This is a genomic window from Albimonas donghaensis, from assembly GCF_900106695.1.
In the GTDB taxonomy this organism is placed as follows: Bacteria; Pseudomonadota; Alphaproteobacteria; order Rhodobacterales; family Rhodobacteraceae; genus Albimonas; species Albimonas donghaensis.
Window position 1 is genome coordinate 626,298 of the sequence record NZ_FNMZ01000001.1, and the last position, 15,807, is coordinate 642,104.

15 protein-coding genes are annotated in these 15,807 nt (G+C 71.8%); 9 read left to right on the top strand and 6 right to left on the bottom strand.

The genetic code is table 11. From position 1 onward, the window contains the following. Positions 1-206: 206 nt before the first annotated feature. The 3 genes from BLV24_RS02590 (at position 207) to BLV24_RS02600 (ending at position 2,551) form a co-directional block, all read left to right on the top strand. The gene (locus BLV24_RS02590; protein WP_092679565.1) at positions 207-1,217 is read left to right on the top strand and encodes an ABC transporter permease; all 1,011 of its coding nucleotides are present in this window, start codon (positions 207-209) and stop codon (positions 1,215-1,217) included. Next, the gene (locus BLV24_RS02595) at positions 1,210-2,160 is read left to right on the top strand and encodes an ABC transporter permease (RefSeq protein WP_092679566.1); all 951 of its coding nucleotides are present in this window, start codon (positions 1,210-1,212) and stop codon (positions 2,158-2,160) included. Before BLV24_RS02590 ends, BLV24_RS02595 begins: the two co-directional genes overlap by 8 nt. Before the next feature lie 94 nt (positions 2,161-2,254). Beyond that, the gene (locus BLV24_RS02600; protein WP_092679567.1) at positions 2,255-2,551 is read left to right on the top strand and encodes a hypothetical protein; all 297 of its coding nucleotides are present in this window, start codon (positions 2,255-2,257) and stop codon (positions 2,549-2,551) included. Positions 2,552-2,555: 4 nt separating this feature from the next. Here BLV24_RS02600 and BLV24_RS02605 read toward each other — a convergent pair whose 3' ends face one another. From BLV24_RS02605 to cobS, 3 genes are all read right to left on the bottom strand, one after another. Further along, complete coding sequence (locus BLV24_RS02605; protein WP_092679568.1) at positions 2,556-3,194, bottom strand: hypothetical protein; 639 nt, start codon at positions 3,192-3,194, stop codon at positions 2,556-2,558. Positions 3,195-3,479: 285 nt separating this feature from the next. Beyond that, a complete protein-coding gene (gene cobT / locus BLV24_RS02610) occupies positions 3,480-5,366 on the bottom strand; it encodes a cobaltochelatase subunit CobT (RefSeq protein WP_092679569.1) in 1,887 nt (628 codons plus the stop codon). 201 nt (positions 5,367-5,567) lie between these two features. After that, entirely contained in the window at positions 5,568-6,557 is a 990-nt protein-coding gene (cobS, locus tag BLV24_RS02615) for a cobaltochelatase subunit CobS (RefSeq protein ID WP_092679570.1), read from the bottom strand. 365 nt (positions 6,558-6,922) lie between these two features. Between cobS and BLV24_RS02620 the strand changes: the two genes are divergently transcribed. Together BLV24_RS02620 and BLV24_RS02625 are read left to right on the top strand one after the other, a co-directional pair. After that, positions 6,923-7,792 (top strand): thermonuclease family protein, encoded by an 870-nt coding sequence (locus BLV24_RS02620; RefSeq protein ID WP_245710341.1) that lies wholly within the window; start codon positions 6,923-6,925, stop codon positions 7,790-7,792. 395 nt (positions 7,793-8,187) lie between these two features. Continuing rightward, entirely contained in the window at positions 8,188-9,390 is a 1,203-nt protein-coding gene (locus tag BLV24_RS02625) for a trans-sulfuration enzyme family protein (protein ID WP_092679571.1), read from the top strand. Between the two features lie 103 nt (positions 9,391-9,493). Here the strand turns inward: BLV24_RS02625 and BLV24_RS02630 are convergent, their stop codons facing one another. Next, entirely contained in the window at positions 9,494-10,171 is a 678-nt protein-coding gene (locus BLV24_RS02630; protein ID WP_092679572.1) for a J domain-containing protein, read from the bottom strand. 142 nt (positions 10,172-10,313) lie between these two features. Here BLV24_RS02630 and BLV24_RS02635 point away from each other — a divergent pair, with 142 nt between their 5' ends. Together BLV24_RS02635 and BLV24_RS02640 are read left to right on the top strand one after the other, a co-directional pair. Further along, positions 10,314-10,646 (top strand): BolA family protein, encoded by a 333-nt coding sequence (locus BLV24_RS02635; protein ID WP_425426067.1) that lies wholly within the window; start codon positions 10,314-10,316, stop codon positions 10,644-10,646. Next, a complete protein-coding gene (locus tag BLV24_RS02640) occupies positions 10,643-10,894 on the top strand; it encodes a hypothetical protein (protein ID WP_092679573.1) in 252 nt (83 codons plus the stop codon). Before BLV24_RS02635 ends, BLV24_RS02640 begins: the two co-directional genes overlap by 4 nt. Before the next feature lie 217 nt (positions 10,895-11,111). Here the strand turns inward: BLV24_RS02640 and BLV24_RS02645 are convergent, their stop codons facing one another. Further along, positions 11,112-11,549 carry a hypothetical protein gene (locus BLV24_RS02645; RefSeq protein WP_092679574.1) on the bottom strand — a complete coding sequence of 146 codons (438 nt, stop codon included), beginning with the start codon at positions 11,547-11,549 and terminating at the stop codon, positions 11,112-11,114. Positions 11,550-11,661: 112 nt separating this feature from the next. Continuing rightward, positions 11,662-13,173 carry an Asp-tRNA(Asn)/Glu-tRNA(Gln) amidotransferase subunit GatB gene (gatB, locus tag BLV24_RS02650; protein WP_092679575.1) on the bottom strand — a complete coding sequence of 504 codons (1,512 nt, stop codon included), beginning with the start codon at positions 13,171-13,173 and terminating at the stop codon, positions 11,662-11,664. 325 nt (positions 13,174-13,498) lie between these two features. Here gatB and BLV24_RS02655 point away from each other — a divergent pair, with 325 nt between their 5' ends. Next, a complete protein-coding gene (locus BLV24_RS02655) occupies positions 13,499-14,344 on the top strand; it encodes an amino acid ABC transporter substrate-binding protein (protein ID WP_143040192.1) in 846 nt (281 codons plus the stop codon). A 167-nt stretch (positions 14,345-14,511) separates the two neighbouring features. After that, on the top strand, positions 14,512-15,357 hold the full coding sequence (locus BLV24_RS02660) for an aspartate dehydrogenase (RefSeq protein ID WP_092679577.1): 846 nt from the start codon (positions 14,512-14,514) through the stop codon (positions 15,355-15,357). Positions 15,358-15,807 lie beyond the last annotated feature (450 nt).

Consider the following 15,807-nt stretch of genomic DNA (forward strand, 5'->3'; position numbering starts at 1 on the left):
CGCCCCCCCGGACCCCTGACCACGACCCTGACTGACCACGACCCTGACCACGGCCCGCGTCGCGACGCCTGCGCCCGCGCGCCGGCCCCGAGCCCCGGCCAACCCTCGCGCAAGGGGGGGCGCCGCGGGCCGGGGCCGGCGCGCGGACCTGGCCGCCGCGCCGCCTTCCGCAGCCCAAGACCTGATCCCGGGGACCGCAGGCCCACATGCTCACCTACACGATCCGACGGCTGGCCTTCGCGGTCCCGACGCTGCTGGTGATCAGCTTCCTGATCTTCGGCATCCTCGACCTCGCGCCCTCCGACCCCACGGCGCAGCTGCCGCTGACCATCCCCCCCGAAGTGCGGGAGAAGATCCGCCTGAGCCTCGGGCTCGGCGATCCGTTCATCGTGCGCTACTTCAAGTGGCTCGTGCAGTTCATGGTGAACGAGCCGCTCAACATTCTCGAACAATGGACCGGCTGGACCATCGGCGACGGCGAACGGCTGCGGGTGCTGAGCTGGCAGACCCGCTCCCCGGTCGTCGACCTGATCGTGCAGCGCATGCCGCAGACGCTGTGGGTGGTGGGCATGTCCTATGTGGTGGGCATCGTCATCGCCATCCCCATCGGGGTGATCTCGGCCTACAGGCAGTATTCCTGGTTCGACCAGTTCGGCACGCTGTTCTCGATGGTCGGCTTCTCGATCCCCACCTTCTTCACCGGCTTGCTGTTCATCGTGATCTTCTCGGTCACGCTGGGCTGGCTGCCGTCGATCTACGACACCACGCTGGTGGTCGAGGACTGGGACAGTTTCGTCGCCCAGGTGAAGCAGATGATCATGCCGACCATGGTGCTGGGGCTCTACAACGCCTCGCAGCTGAGCCGGTTCATGCGGGCTTCGGTGCTCGACAATCTCAACCAGGACTATGTGCGCACGGCGCGCGCCAAGGGCATGACCGAAAAGGTGGTGCTGCTGATCCACGTGCTGCGGAATTCCATGATCCCGGTGGTGACGGTGATCGCGCTGAACCTGCCGCAGGTGTTCGGCGGGGCCATCATCACCGAGCAGATCTTCCGGGTGAACGGGCTGGGGCAGCTGCTGATCGGCGCGATCGAGGGCGGCGACATCCCCACCGTGCAGACCCTGACCTTCATCTTCGCCGTGCTGATCGTGGTGTTCAACCTGATCGCCGACGTGCTCTACGGCATCCTGGACCCGAGGATCCGCTATGACTGACGCCGCCGCCGTCCGGCCCGACGCCGACGCAGCCGCAGCCGCAGACGCGGCCGCCGCCAAGCGCCGCCACTCCTCGCCCTGGCGGGACGTGTGGGCGCAGTTCTCCTCCCATCGCGGCGCGCTGGCGGGGGCGGCGGTGTTCGCCTTCATGCTGCTGGTGGTGCTGGTGGGGCCGTTCATCCATGACGTCGACCCGCAGAAGCTGGATATCCGCGCCAAGAACCAGTTCATGTCCTGGGAGCATCCGCTGGGCACCGACAATCTCGGCCGGGACATGCTGGCTCAGGTGATGGCGGGCGGGCAGGTGAGCCTTGCGGTCGGGGTCACGGCGATGCTGCTTTCGGTGCTGCTGGGCACGGCGATCGGGGTGACGGCGGGGTTCTCCAGGCGGCTCGACGGGCCGATGATGCGGCTCACCGACCTGTTCCTGGCGCTGCCGCTGCTGCCCCTGCTGCTGGTCATCATCATGCTGTTCCGCGACACGCTGCGGCAGGCGTTCGGGCCGGAATCCGGCATCTTCATCCTGATCGTCTTCGTCATCGGCATCACGTCCTGGATGCAGACCGCGCGCATCGTGCGCGGCGACGTGCTGGCGCTGAAGGAACGCGAATTCGTGCTGGCCGCGCGTTCCGTGGGCGCGCCGGGGCGTCGGATCATCACCCGCCACATCCTGCCCAACGTGCTGAGCCCGATCATGGTCTCGGCCACGCTGGGGGTCGCCAACGCCATCATCACCGAAAGCGCGCTGAGCTTCCTCGGGCTCGGGTTCCCGTCGGATTTCCCGACTTGGGGGCGGCTGCTCTATGACGGGGCGAATTTCATGACCCTGACGCCGGACCGGGTGATCTGGCCGGGGCTGGCGATCTCGCTCACCGTGCTTTCGGTGAACTATATCGGCGACGGGCTGCGCGACGCGCTGGACCCGCGGATCCGGGGGCGCTGAGGCGGGGAACGGTCACGCCTGCGTCATCGGGGTCGCCGCGGAGGCCGGGGAGCCGTACCTGTTCCGACATGTCGTCTCGGAACGGGAGTCCCCCATGCTGCGCATCCTCGGCCTTTTCTTCGCGGCGCTCGCCGCGCTCGCGCTCTGGGCCGATATCTCGGACGCGGGCTCCGGGGCGGCCATCGACTTCGCCAGCCTCGGCCAGCGTTGGGCGGAGCTTCACCAGCCCAGCCTGATCGGCCTGCAATCGGGGCTGGAGAACCGCGTCGATCCCGAGCTGTTCTTCACCTATGTCCTGCCGGTGCTGGAGATCCCCGCGGCGGGCGTGGCGGCCGGGCTGTCGCTGGTCTGCGCCCTGCTCTGGGCGCTGACCCGGCGGCGCCGGGGCTGAGGCCTCAGGCCGCGGTCCGCGACCGCCCGCGACGCCGCCGCCCGGCCGCGCCGAGCATGACCAGCCCGCCCGCCATCAGCGCCCCGGCGGCGGGCAGGGGCACGACGGTTCTCACGCCCACGGACCCGTCCCACCCGCCGATCAGGGCGCCGTCCTGATACACTCGCGCCGTCAGCAGGTCGAAGGCCGAGGCCGCTTCCAGAACCGCGTTGACGGTGGCGGTCGGCGCGATGCTGTGGACGTCGTTGCGAATGTCTTCGAGCCCCGCCGCGCCGTCGAGCGCGAAGGCGTCGAGATCGAAGCGGAAGCTGATGCCGTCACCCGCGCGCGCGACGTTCCCGAGCGGCTGCACGACGCCCCCCGCGATCGCGAGGTCCTCCACGATCACGAAATCGGAGGCGGGGGCGAAGAGCTTGAGCTCCAGCAGGTCCAGGTCCGTATGCAGGACATCGCCGCTGTCGAGCCCGGTCCGCCAGCGGATCTCCAGCCGCCCGATGGAGGCGCCGGGATCGGAGGGGGTCAGGGTGGTGGTGTAGGTGGTCATCGCCGGCAGGGCGGCGGCGTCTCCGGCCGGGAGCAGCAGGCAGCTGGCGGCGATGGCGGCGCCGAGAACCGGGCCGAGGGCGGGCAGGCGAAACGACATACGAGCGCGGGCTCCGGAAAGCGGACGCGCGGCGGGAGCGACGGGGCTTCCGTCGAAGGGAAAGCGACGCGCGCCGATGAACAGGCGGAACGGCCTGCGCGGCCGCTCGGGGGTCACTATCATTCATGGCTGTTAATGCGTCACGCGAAAATGAACGCGCGCCGGCGCGCCGCCGTCGATTTCAGCAGCGGTCCGGAAGGGCGGGGGCGGGAGGCGGGCGAAACGAAAACGGGCGGACTCATCGCCCGCCCGCCCGGCTCGTGTCTCGTCGCTTCAGGCGTCGCTTCAGGCGGCCCGGCGCCCCCCGCGGGACCGGCGCGCGGCCTTCCCCAGCGCGCCCGGATCGGTGTCGAACAGCGCGGCCAGCTGCTCGGTCATCGCGCCGGCGAGCTGGTCCACGTCGGTGATGGTCACCGCGCGCTGGTAGTAGCGGGTCACGTCATGGCCGATGCCGATGGCCAGCAGCTCCACCGCCCGCTTGCGCTCGATCATCGCGATGACGTCGCGCAGGTGCTTTTCCAGGTAGTTGGAGGCGTTGACCGACAGGGTGGAGTCATCCACCGGCGCGCCGTCGGAGATCACCATGAGAATGCGCCGCTGCTCGGGGCGCTTCTCGATCCGGCGATGCGCCCATTCCAGCGCCTCGCCGTCGATGTTCTCCTTCAGCAGGCCCTCTTTCATCATCAGGCCCAGGTTGTCGCGGGTCCGGCGCATGGGCGCGTCGGCGGGCTTGTAGACGATGTGGCGCAGGTCGTTCAGGCGCCCCGGCGCGGCGGGACGGCCGGCCTGCAGCCAGGAATCCCGGCTCTGCCCACCCTTCCAGGCGCGGGTGGTGAAGCCCAGAACCTCGACCTTCACCGCGCAGCGCTCCAGCGTCCGGGCCAGGATGTCGGCGCAGATCGCGGCGATGGAGATCGGGCGCCCGCGCATGGAGCCCGAATTGTCGATCAGCAGCGTCACCACGGTGTCGCGGAACTTCGCCTCCTTCTCCACCTTGAAGGACAGCGGGGTCGTGGGGTTGGCCACCACGCGGGCGAGGCGGGCGGCATCGAGCACACCCTCCTCCTTGTCGAAGTCCCAGGAGCGGTTCTGCTGGGCCTGAAGACGGCGCTGAAGCTTGTTGGCGAGGCGCGAGACCGCGCCCTTCAGCGGCTCCAGCTGCTGGTCGAGATAGGCGCGCAGGCGCTCCAGCTCCTCCGGTTCGGCGAGGTCGGTGGCCGCGACCTCCTCGTCGAACTTGTCGGAAAAGACCTTGTAGGTCGGATCGGCGTCGGAGGGCGAGGGCGGACGCGGCGGGGCGTCGGGGGCCTCGCCTTCCTCTTCCATGGACTCCTCGGCCATCTCGGCGTCGTCGGACTCCTCCATCTGCATCTGGGCGGAGGAGGCGTCGGGCGCGTCGGCGGCCTGGTCGTCGGGGGCGTAGTCCTGGTTCTCGTCGCCCTGCTCGTCGCCCTGGTCGTCGCCATCGGGCTCGGGCTCTTCGCCCTCCTGCTCCTCGGCGTCGTCGCTTTCCTCGGCGTCGTCGGGGTCCTCGCCCAGCTGCTCGCCATAGCCGAGCTGATCGATGACCATGCGCGCCAGCTTGGCGAAGGCGGCCTGATCGTCGAGCTTGTCGCCGACATTGGCGATGGTCTCGCCGGACTGCTGTTCGAGGAAGCCGCGCCACAGGCCGAGCACGTTGTCGGCGCCCTTGGGCAGCTCGCGCCCGGTGGCCATCTGGCGCACGAGGTAGCCGGCGGCCTCGGCGAGCGGGGCCTGGGCGGCGTCCTTGATGTCGCCATAGCCCAGCCGGCGGGCGTTCTCGGCCAGCCGCGCGTCGAGATTGGCGGCGACGCCGGGCATCTGCTTGGCGCCGATGGACTCGCAGCGCGCGGTCTCCATCGTCTCGAACAGGGCGCGGGCCATCTCGCCCTGCGGCAGGTAGCGGTTGTGCACCGCGTCGTCATGGAAGCGCATGCGCAGGGCGTAGGCGTCGCCGGCCCCGCGGGCGGCGACGACCTCGTCGCGGCTCATGCGGCGGGTCACCTGGGGCAGGCGGACGGAATCGTTGGCCATGCCCGGCGGGTCGACCGAATAGGTCACCGACAGGTCGGAGTCGTCGGCCATGGCGCGGGTCGCCTCGGCCAGCGCCTTCTTGAACGGATCGGCCGGGTTGTCGGAGCGGTTGTTCATCGGGGCGCGCCACCTTGTTCAGCTGGACGTCGCCGGGGCCGGGATCCGGCCGCCCGGGTCGGGGTCTGGGCCGGGATCCGGGCCGGGGGGCGGCGGCGTCGGCGCGGTCGGGCAGGGGCCTGCGTCCGCGTCATTCGGGGGGCGGCGCGCCCGAACCCCGTCGGGGTCCGGGCGCGCGCGGGGTCTCGGGCCGGGGCGGCCTCAGCCCAGGGCGATGGAGGCCGCGCTCTCGGGCAGCTCTTCGCCGAAGCAGCGCTGGTAGATCTCGGCGACCGTCTGGCGCTCGAGCTCGTCGCACTTGTTGAGGAAGGTCACCCGGAAGGCGAAGCCCATGTCGCCGCCGAAGATCCGCGCGTTTTCGGCCCAGGCGAGCACGGTGCGCGGGGACATGACGGTGGAGATGTCGCCGTTCATGAAGGCCGAGCGGCTGAGGTCCGCCACGGTCACCATGCGCGAGATCGTCGTCTTGCCCTTGGGCGTCTGGTAGTCGGGGTTCTTGGCCAGCACGATGGCGACTTCGTCGTCATGGCTGAGATAGTTGAGCGTCACCACCATCGACCAGCGGTCCATCTGGCCCTGGTTGATCTGCTGGGTGCCGTGATAGAGGCCGGTCGTGTCGCCCAGTCCGACCGTGTTCGCGGTGGCGAACAGGCGGAAGTAGCGGTGCGGGTGGATGACCTCGTTCTGGTCGAGCAGGGTCAGCTTGCCGTCCACCTCCAGCACGCGCTGGATGACGAACATCACGTCCGGGCGGCCGGCGTCGTATTCGTCGAAGACGATGGCCACGGGGTTCTTCAGCGCCCAGGGCAGGATGCCTTCGTGGAATTCGGTGACCTGCTTGCCGTCCCGGATCTTGATGGCGTCCTTGCCGATCAGGTCGATGCGGGAGATGTGGCTGTCGAGGTTCACGCGCACGCAGGGCCAGTTCAGGCGGGCGGCGACCTGCTCGATATGGGTCGACTTGCCGGTGCCGTGATAGCCCTGGATCATCACGCGGCGATTATGCGCGAAGCCCGCCAGGATCGCCATCGTGGTGTCGCGATCGAACTGGTAGGTCGGGTCGAGGGTGGGCACGCGATCGGTGGGCTCGGGGAAGCCCTTCACCGTCATGTCGGAGTCGATGCCGAAGACGTCGCGGACCGAGAGGTCCACGGTCGGTTCCATCGCGTCCAGGATCGCACCGTCAGCCATAGGAGAAACTCGCTTTCCGCCGGGCGGTCCCGGGCATGTTCGTCAGTCTGACTTTGTTCTTGGAACATAGCGCGCACGCGCGCAAGGGCGCCAGCGGCGCGGCGCCGCGCCTGCGAGGAAATCAACGGGCCGATGGGGCCGAAACCGGGGCGACCTGGCGCCGCGGGGCGGGTTTCGGCGGCCCGGAGGCGCCCGAAAGGCGCGTTCGCGGCGGCGGAGTCGCTTCGGGGTCGGTTTCGGGAATGGCCGGGTCGGGCAGGAAGGGGCGCCGCAGCATGGCGAGCCGCGGCTTGGCGGGGCGCGACGGGATGAGGCGCGGGGCGCGCGGGATGGCGCGGCGGCGGCGGAGGCGTTAACTTCGGTTAATGATCCGTAAACGCCCCACGCTTTCCCGCCGGGACCTGTCCCGGCTCGCGCGTCTTCGCCGGTCCGACTTCTCGCCGGGGAACCGTCGGCTGGCGCGGCTGCTGTTTCTCGTCGGCATGGCGGCGGTCGCGGGGGCGGCCGCGCTGCTCGACGCGCCCTCTCCCCCGCCCGCCGCCGAGGCCGGCGCGACCGAGCCCGAACGTTTCGCGGGCCGGGCGCGGGTGGTGGACGGAGACACGATCCGCATCGGCGAGGCGCGGTTGCGGCTCGTGCATATCGACGCGCCCGAGACCCGACAGGATTGCGAGGACGCCGACGGGCGCGCCTATGCCTGCGGCGAGGCCTCGACCCGCGCCCTGGTCGAGATGATCGGCGGGCGAGAGGTGCGTTGCGCCGCCGAGGAACGCGACCGCTACGACCGCGCTCTGGCGGTGTGCGAGGCCGGGGGACGGGACCTGAACGGGGCCATGGTCTCGGCGGGCTGGGCGGTGGTCTACGCGAAATTCTCGGACCGCTACGAGGCCGAGCAGGCCGCCGCCCGCGCCGCCGGGCTGGGCCTGTGGTCCGGCCGCTTCGAGCCCCCCTGGGATTACCGCGCCCGTCTGCGCGCCGAGGCCGCGGCCCGTTCCCAGCCGCGCTCGGCCGAGGAGGTGCTGGCGGGCAAGGACGGGGCGGGGGCCAAGGACGGGGCGGGGGGCGAGGACGGGAACTGCCCGATCAAGGGCAACATCTCCGGCTCGGGCCGGATCTTCCACGTGCCGGGGCAGGCGGATTACGACCGCACCCGGATCACCCCGGCCAAGGGCGAGCGCTGGTTCTGCTCGGAGGACGAGGCGACCTCCGCCGGTTGGCGCCGCGCGAAGCGCTGAGAAGGGATCGGGGGAGGCGGGGGCGCGTCCGCCGCGACGGGACAGGTCTCCATGGGGCGCCCTGTGGCCCCGGTCGCGCAGCGGCGCCCCTTCGTCCCTGTCGCGCGCAGGCGCCGCGCATCGGTTCCGCCGCTTGCGCGGTCCCGCCCGCGGCGCGCCGAGACCGGGGGGCCGGTGGCGAGGGGGCGCGACCGGACCCGCCCGCCCCCGGCGCGGCCGGGCGCCCGGCCGACCCGCCGCGCGGGCGGAACCGCGACGCTAGCGCCCGGGCGGTCGCGCGGCCCGCGTCTTGGCCGCCGTTTTCGTCGCCGTCTCCGCCTCGCGCCCGCGCCCTTCCCGCGCCCCGCCCGCCGCGATAGACCGGGCCCCTCGTCCCACCAGCCGCGGAGCCTCCGATGACCGACGCCCTTCCCCCCCGCTCCCTCGCCCGCCGCCCCGCCGCCCCGTCCACCGTCACCCGGCCCGTGGCGAGCCCGATCCAGCCCTCCGTGGTCTGGCGGGCCGAGGACGCCGACGCGCTCGACGCCCAGTACGAGGGCCGCACCGAGGGCTTCGCCTATGCCCGCGAAAGCCATCCCAACGCCGTCGCCCTCGCCCGCCAGATCGACGCGCTGGAGGGCACGCCGGAGGGCTCGGGCGGCGGGCTCTGCTTCGGCTCGGGGATGGGCGCGGTCTCGGCGGTGCTGCTGGGGCTGCTGAAGTCGGGGGACCGGGTGATCGCGTCCTCGCAGCTCTACGGGCGCAGCCTGCGGCTGATGACCCAGGACCTGCCGCGCTTCGGGATCGAGATCGCCTTCGTCGACCCCACCGACGGCGCCGCCTGGCGCAAGGCCGCCGAGACCCCGGCCGCCATGGTCTTCGCCGAAGTCGTCTCCAACCCCACGCTGCGGGTCGCCGACATGGACGCCGCGCGCGACGCCGCGACGGCCTGCGGCGGGCTGCTGGTGGTGGACAACACCTTCACCACGCCCCGCGGCTGGCGGCCCTTCGACCATGGCGCGGACATCGTGATCCACTCGGTCACCAAGATGCTGGCCGGGCATTCCGACGCGACGCTGGGCTGGGCCGCGGCCCGGACGCCGGAGATCCGCGCGGCGCTCGCCGCCGCCCAGGGCTCGATCGGGGCCACCGCCAGCCCCTTCGACTGCTGGCTGGCCGAGCGCGGGCTCGCCACCTTCGCCCTGCGCTACGACCGGGCCGAGGCCAACGCCGCCGCGCTGGCCGACCACCTGGCGACGCTGCCGGGGGTGGAGGCGGCGATCTATCCCGGCCGCGCCGACCATCCCGATCACAACCGCGCCGGCGACCTGCTGCAGGGGCGCAACGGGACCATGGTGGCGTTCCGCCTGAAGGGCGGGCGGGCGCAGGCCAACGCCTTCATCCGCGCCGCCGCAGACCTGCCCTTCGCGCCCTCGCTGGGCGACGTGCAGACGCTGCTGAGCCACCCGCCCAGCTCCTCCCACCGGGCGCTGACGCCGGAGGGGCGGGCGGCGCTCGGCATCACCGAGGGGTTCATCCGGGTGTCGGTCGGGGTCGAGGAGATCGAGACGCTGAAGGCCGAGTTCTCGGAGGCCGTGGCCGCCGCCGCGAAGGTCTGAGCCGGGCAGGGGGCGGGGGGCGAGCGCCCGTCTCGCCCCCCGCCCGTCCTGGCCCGCCGCCCGTCCTGGCCCGCCGCCGGGCGCCGGCCGGGCGCGGTCCCGGTCAGTCCGGGAAATTGCGGCTGGTCTTGATCTGGTCCCAAGCCCAGAGCACCTGGGTCAGCCGGGCCTCGTCGTCGCGCCGCCCGCCGTTGAGGTCCGGGTGCAGATCCTTGACCAGCGCCTTGTAGCGGGTCCGGATCTCCCGCCGCTGGCTGGCGTCGGGCATCCCCAGAATGTCCAGCGCCCGCCGCTCGGTCGCCGGCAGCAGGCGGCGGCGCGGCTCGGGGCGCTTGCCCTCGGGCGGGGCGTCGCCGGGATTGATGGTGGCGTTCTCGCCCAGCACCTCGAACGGATCGCGATAGCCGAACCGGGCCCAGGCCCGCCCCTCCGCGTGACCATTGGCCGAGACCTGCGGCTTGCCGCCCTTGCCCAGCTTCCAGGTCGGACGTTCCCAGGTGTTGGCGTTGCGCAGGGATTCCTCGAGCTCGGTCTCCGACTGGCCCTCGAAGAAGTTCCAGGCGCGGTTGTATTCGCGCACATGCTCCAGACAGAACCAGTGGAATTCGTCCAGCCGCTCGGGCGAGACCGGGGCGCGGTAGGCGCCGGCCTCCTCGCAACCCTCGCATTCGCAGACGCGGGCGGAACTGGCGAAGGCGCCGGTCTGGCCGCGCGCGCGCTGGCGCCGCCGCTTGTCGGCGGCAACGGAGACGTCGTAGTCGAAAAACGAGCGGCGCGACAAGCTTGCCTCTCCCGGCTATTGCGGCTTCGGTCGCGCGTGACGACCTGATGCGCGGACCCCGACGGCATGTTACGGGGACCGGCGACTCGGACGGGACAGTCTAGCCCGAGCGGCGCGAAGGAAAAGACGGAGGATCGACGCGATGCGAGCGAACCCGACGGAAACGGCGACGGCCGGCGCGGCGCCGGCGGTGGTGGCGGGCGACGGCCCCTGGGCCGCGGCGATGCGCGCCAAGCTGGTGGCGGAATTCGCCCCCAGCGCGCTGGAGATCGAGGACCAGTCCGAGAGCCATCGCGGACATGGCGGCTACCGGGAAGGGGGCGAGACTCATTTTCACGTCCAGATGAGGTCCGCTTCCTTCGACGGCAAGACCCGCGTGGCGCGTCAGCGCATGGTGATGCGGGTGCTCAAGGACGAGCTGGAGGCGCGGGTCCATGCGCTGTCCCTTAGCCTCCAGGCCGGGGACGAGGCATGAGCGGGCCGGGTGTCAACGGAACGGGTGGGAACAGGGCGGGGAGGCCGCTGGCGCTGACCGCCCTGCTGGCCCTGCTGGCGGGCGCGCCGCTGACGGGCTGCGGCGTGGTCTCGGCCACCGGTTCGGTGATCGGGGGCACGATCAGCGCGGCGGGCTCGGTGGTGGGCGGCGTGGCCTCGGCGACGGGCTCGGTGGTCGGCGCGGGGATTGACGCGGTTTCGGGCGGCGACGACGACGACGAGGATTGAGCGACGGCGCCGCAGGCCGCGGCGAGGATCGTGCGAGGGCGCCGCTGGCCGCGGCGACGCGAGGTTTCGCAGCGCCGGCCCGGCCGGGACCGATGGCCGGCGCATTGGCTCCGGGATGGCTCGCGGTTGGGGGCCGAACGCAAGACGGCGCGCCGGGGGCGCGCCGTTTTTCGTTTCGCGAAAAAGCCTTGCGGGGCTTTTCTCAGACGCTGCGCGATCAACGCTCCGCCGGGCCGAGACGCGCGCCGGGCGCGTCCGCCTGCGGGGCGCCGTCGTCGGGCTGGCGCATCGCGGGGTCGAGCCGCATCAGCGCCGCGTCGGGCGAGGCGGGCGCGGCCGCCGGCGCGGGGGCCCGGCGGAAGGCCGGCGGCTCATCCTCCGCGAACCCGCCGCCCACATGGGTCGGCGCGTCCTGGCCCGGCTTCGGGCGACGGAAGATCAGCACCGAGTGGAACACGGTGGAGCGGCGGGCCAGGAAGCCCGGACGCTCCTCGCAGGGCAGGTTTTCCGCCCGCAGATACTCCCAGCCCGACGCGGCCTCGGCGGAGATCGCCTCCTCCAGCGTGCGGGCGAAGGCGTCGGGGCCCTTGGGGACGCCCTTGAACTTGCCGGCGCGACGGGGCGCGGCCACGGTCTTGTAGTCGTAGAGGATCATCCCGGTTCCCGTTCTGCGGCCCAAGACGGGCCGGAGCGCAACCTAGCCCGGCCGACGGCCGATTCCAATCCGGCCGCGACGGGCGCAAGGCCGCCGCGGCCGCGCCGCGTCGTCAGATGCCCAGCTTGGCGCGCACGATCTCGTTCACCGCCTTGGGGTTGGCCTTGCCGCCGGTGGCCTTCATCACCTGGCCCACGAACCAGCCCGCCATGGAGGGCTTTTCGACCGCCTGCCGCGCCTTCTCGGGGTTGGCGGCGATCACGTCCTCGACCGCCTTTTCGATGGCGCCGGTGTCGGTGACCTGCTTCATGCCGCGGGTCTCGACGATCTCGGCCGGGTCGCCGCCTTCGGTCCACAGGATCTCGAACAGGTCCTTGCCGATCTTGCCGGAGATGTCGCCCTTGCCGATCAGGTCGATGACGCCGCCGACCTGCTCAGGGGTCACGGGCGATTCCGTCACCGTCAGGCCCTGCTTGTTGAGCCGGCCGAACAGCTCGTTGATCACCCAGTTCGCGGCCTGCTTGCCGTCGCGGCCCGTGGCGACCTTTTCGAAATAGCCCGCGTTCTCGACCTCCGCGGTCAGCACGCCGGCGTCGTATTCGGTCATGCCGTAATCCAGCACGAAGCGGGCCTTCTTGGCGTCCGGCAATTCGGGCAGGCTGTCGCGGACGCGGGCCACATAGGCCTCGTCGATCTCCAGCGGCAGCAGGTCGGGGTCGGGGAAATAGCGGTAGTCATGCGCCTCCTCCTTGGAGCGCATGGACCGGGTCTCGCCCTTGTTGGGGTCGTAGAGGCGGGTCTCCTGGTCGACCTTGCCGCCGTCCTCCAGAATGGCGATCTGGCGGCGCGCCTCGTAGTCGATGGCCTGCTGGATGAAGCGCATGGAGTTCATGTTCTTGATCTCGCAGCGGGTTCCGAGAATGGAGAAATCGTCGTTCTCCCGGAACCGCTCATAGTCGCCGGGCTTGCAGACCGAGACGTTGACGTCGGCGCGCAGGCTGCCTTCCTGCATGTTGCCGTCGCAGGCCCCGAGATAGCGCAGGATCTGGCGCAGCTTCCGCACATATTCGGCGGCCTCTTCGGGGCCGCGGATGTCGGGGCGGGACACGATTTCCATCAGCGCGACGCCGGTGCGGTTCAGGTCCACGAAGGACAGGGACGGGTCCATGTCATGGATCGACTTGCCGGCGTCCTGCTCCAGGTGGATGCGCTCGATCCGCACGCGGCGCGCCACGCCGGGCTCCAGGTCCACCAGCACCTCGCCCTCGCCCACGATCGGGTGCTTGAACTGGCTGATCTGGTAGCCCTGCGGCAGGTCCGGGTAGAAGTAGTTCTTGCGGTCGAACACCGAGCGCAGGTTGATCGCGGCCTTCAGGCCGAGCCCCGCGCGCACCGCCTGTTCGACGCAGAAGTCGTTGATGACGGGCAGCATTCCCGGCATGGCCGCGTCGATCAGCGAGACGTTGGTGTTGGGCTCGGCGCCGAACTCGGTGGAGGCGCCGGAGAACAGCTTGGACCTGGAGGCGACCTGGGCGTGGACCTCCATGCCGATCACCAGCTCCCAGTCGCCCAGCGCGCCGTGGATCACCTTCGCCTCGGGTTCGCGGTAGTCGAGCTCGGCCATGATCGTGTCCTCTTCGGGCGGGGTCGGGAGCGGTCCCGGCGCGGCGGCGCGCGCCTGTCGCGGCACGGGATAGCGCCTGCGCCGGCGGATTTCCAGTGCGTGCGGCCCGGGGGGCGTCGGCGGGTTGCGTCGGGGGGGCGAAACGCCCATTCTGGACGGCGAAATGACGATGGTCCGGGGGGGCGGCGTGTCAGGGGGACGTGCAGGACGCATCGGGGCGCGCGCGCGCGCCCATTGCGCGGAGAGGTTCGCCGGGCCCGGTTTCGGGACGCGGGGGCGGAGCTCGGGCCGCGGGCGTCCGCTGCGGCGGGCGGTGGCGGCCGGGTTGCTGGCCGCGGCCTTCGCCCTGACGGGGCCGGGGGCCGAGGGGCCGCGCGCGGCGCGGGCCGATGCGCTGACGGAGATCGGCGCGCGCGGGATGCTGCGGCTGGGCTATCGCGAGGACGCGCCGCCCTTCTCCTATCTCGACGATTCCAAACGACCTTCCGGGCTGGCGGTGGAGCTTTGCCAGGCCGCCGCGCCGGGCGTCGCGCGCGCGGCGGGGCTGCCGGAGGGCCAGCCGATCGAATGGGTTCCGGTGACCGCCGCCACCCGCTTCGAGGCGCTGACCGAGGGGCGGATCGACCTGCTCTGCGGGCCGACGACCCAGTCGTTGCAGCGGCGCGAGACCATGGATTTCTCGATCCCCTATTTCGTCGACGGCGCCGGCATCGTGTTCCGCAAGGGCGGGGCCGAGCGGCTGGCGGACCTGACCGACGATCCCGTGGGCGTGCTCAACGGCACCACCACCGAGACCCTGGCCCGCAAGGTGCTGGCGGAGGTCGCGCCGGGCGCGCAGCTGGTGATTTTCGATAGCCATGTCAAAGGCCTGGAGGCGCTTCAGAGGGGCGAGATCGAGGCCTATCTGGGGGATCAGTCGATCCTGCTTTATCAGCTTGGGCGCCTGCGCCCGACGGTGCAGCCGGTGATCGCGCGGCGGACCCTGTCGCGGGAGCCCTATGCGCTGGCCATGCGCCGGGGCGAGGCCGGGTTGCGGCTGGCGGTGGACCGGGAGCTGAGCCGGATCTACGCCTCCGGCGCGATCTGGGACATGATCGGGGATGCGCTCGGCAAGGTCCAGATCAGCCCGGAGATCGAAGCCATCTACGAGGTCGTCACCATCCCGGAATAGCCCTTTCGGGGCCCGGAAACTGCGCGCAAGGGGCGAGCACGGGGCGTGCGCCGGACTTGTGCCAGGTGAAGGACCCGGGATCTGGGGCGCGGCGGGCGCGCTTGACTTGGCGCCGGGGCGCGCCTTGGCTGCGGCCGCCTCCCTCCCCTCCGCAGGATGATCGCGCCATGACCCGGACCGACCCCGTCTCCGCCCCCGCCGCCTCCCCCCGCATCGCCGTCATCGGCCTCGGGGCCATGTCGCGCAGCCTCGCGCGCGCGCTGCCCAGGGGGGCGGAGGGGCTGAGGATCGGGGCGGCGCTGGTCCGGCCCGGATCGGGCGCGGAGGTCGAGGCCGCGGCGGCGGCGGCGGGGCTGGAGCTGTTCCGCGACCTCGCCGACCTGCTGGCCTGGGCGCCTGACCTGGTGGTGGAATGCGCGGGCCATGGCGCCGTGCGCGACCTGGCGCCCGGCCTGCTGGAGGCGGGAGTTCCGGTGGTCGTCGTGTCCATCGGCGCGCTGGGCGACGCGGACCTGCGGGGGCGGCTGGAGGCGGCGGCCGCGGGGCCCGGAGGCGGGCGGCTGACGGTGGCCTCGGGCGCCATCGGGGGGCTGGATATTCTGCGCACGGGCGGGCGCGCGGGGCTGAGCCGGGTGGTCTATCGGGGGGTGAAGCCGCCGGCGGCCTGGAAGGGGACGCCGGCGGAGGACGCGGTGGATCTGGACGCGCTGACCGAGCCGACGGTGTTCTTCGAGGGCGACGCGGCGGAGGCCTCGGCGCGGTTCCCCAAGAACGCCAACGTCACGGCGGCGGTGGCGCTGGCGGGCATCGGTTTCACGGGGACGCGGGTCAGCCTGATCGCCGATCCGACCGCGGCGGGCAACCGCCACGAAGTCGAGGGCGAGGGCGCTTTCGGCACGTTCCGGGTGGCGCTTTCCAACGTGCCTCTGCCCGACAATCCCAAGACCTCCTGGCTGGCGGCGCTGAGCGTCGAGGAAGCCGTGGTCCGGCATTTTCAATCCGTGAGCTACTGAGGCCTGCGAGGCCGGCGAAGCCTGCGAGGCCGGGGGACGCCGCGCCCGCGCGAATCGGCTCGCGCCCGGGCGGGCGGGCCGTTGCGCTTCGACCTGCGGGGGCGGCGGCGGCGGGAGGCGAACGCCTGCGGGTTGAGCGCCCCGGCGCGTTTCCTCGACCTTCGCGTCGGGCGGAGCGGTGCGGGGGGCGCAGGGCCGCCCGGGCCGCCCGGGCGCGCGGGGCTATTTCCGGGGCTGCGGGCGGGGGCTGCGGGAATACCGCGCCAACTTCCTTTCCGGAAACTGAAAAAGCGCCTGCCGGGGTGTGGACCCTCGGTGGACCCACGGTGGACCCACGGTGGACCGACGCCGCGACGACGGGGCGCGAACCGGTCTGGATGCGGCGATTGTCCGGGCAATGTGGCGCCGCAAAAACTCGATTGACAGAACAATGGGCAGCCGCCTTACTGA

Bases quoted from the DNA above. Each gene is read 5' to 3' on its own strand.
- cobS (WP_092679570.1), bottom strand. From the start codon at position 6,557: ATGGCTGACGGTGCGATCCTGGACGCGATGGAACCGACCGTGGACCTC.
- BLV24_RS02645 (WP_092679574.1), bottom strand. From the start codon at position 11,549: ATGATCCTCTACGACTACAAGACCGTGGCCGCGCCCCGTCGCGCCGGC.
- BLV24_RS02660 (WP_092679577.1), top strand. From the start codon at position 14,512: ATGACCCGGACCGACCCCGTCTCCGCCCCCGCCGCCTCCCCCCGCATC.
- BLV24_RS02600 (WP_092679567.1), top strand. From the start codon at position 2,255: ATGCTGCGCATCCTCGGCCTTTTCTTCGCGGCGCTCGCCGCGCTCGCG.
- BLV24_RS02635 (WP_425426067.1), top strand. From the start codon at position 10,314: ATGCGAGCGAACCCGACGGAAACGGCGACGGCCGGCGCGGCGCCGGCG.
- BLV24_RS02590 (WP_092679565.1), top strand. From the start codon at position 207: ATGCTCACCTACACGATCCGACGGCTGGCCTTCGCGGTCCCGACGCTG.
- BLV24_RS02595 (WP_092679566.1), top strand. From the start codon at position 1,210: ATGACTGACGCCGCCGCCGTCCGGCCCGACGCCGACGCAGCCGCAGCC.
- BLV24_RS02625 (WP_092679571.1), top strand. From the start codon at position 8,188: ATGACCGACGCCCTTCCCCCCCGCTCCCTCGCCCGCCGCCCCGCCGCC.
- BLV24_RS02640 (WP_092679573.1), top strand. From the start codon at position 10,643: ATGAGCGGGCCGGGTGTCAACGGAACGGGTGGGAACAGGGCGGGGAGG.
- gatB (WP_092679575.1), bottom strand. From the start codon at position 13,173: ATGGCCGAGCTCGACTACCGCGAACCCGAGGCGAAGGTGATCCACGGC.
- BLV24_RS02620 (WP_245710341.1), top strand. From the start codon at position 6,923: ATGATCCGTAAACGCCCCACGCTTTCCCGCCGGGACCTGTCCCGGCTC.
- BLV24_RS02605 (WP_092679568.1), bottom strand. From the start codon at position 3,194: ATGTCGTTTCGCCTGCCCGCCCTCGGCCCGGTTCTCGGCGCCGCCATC.
- cobT (WP_092679569.1), bottom strand. From the start codon at position 5,366: ATGAACAACCGCTCCGACAACCCGGCCGATCCGTTCAAGAAGGCGCTG.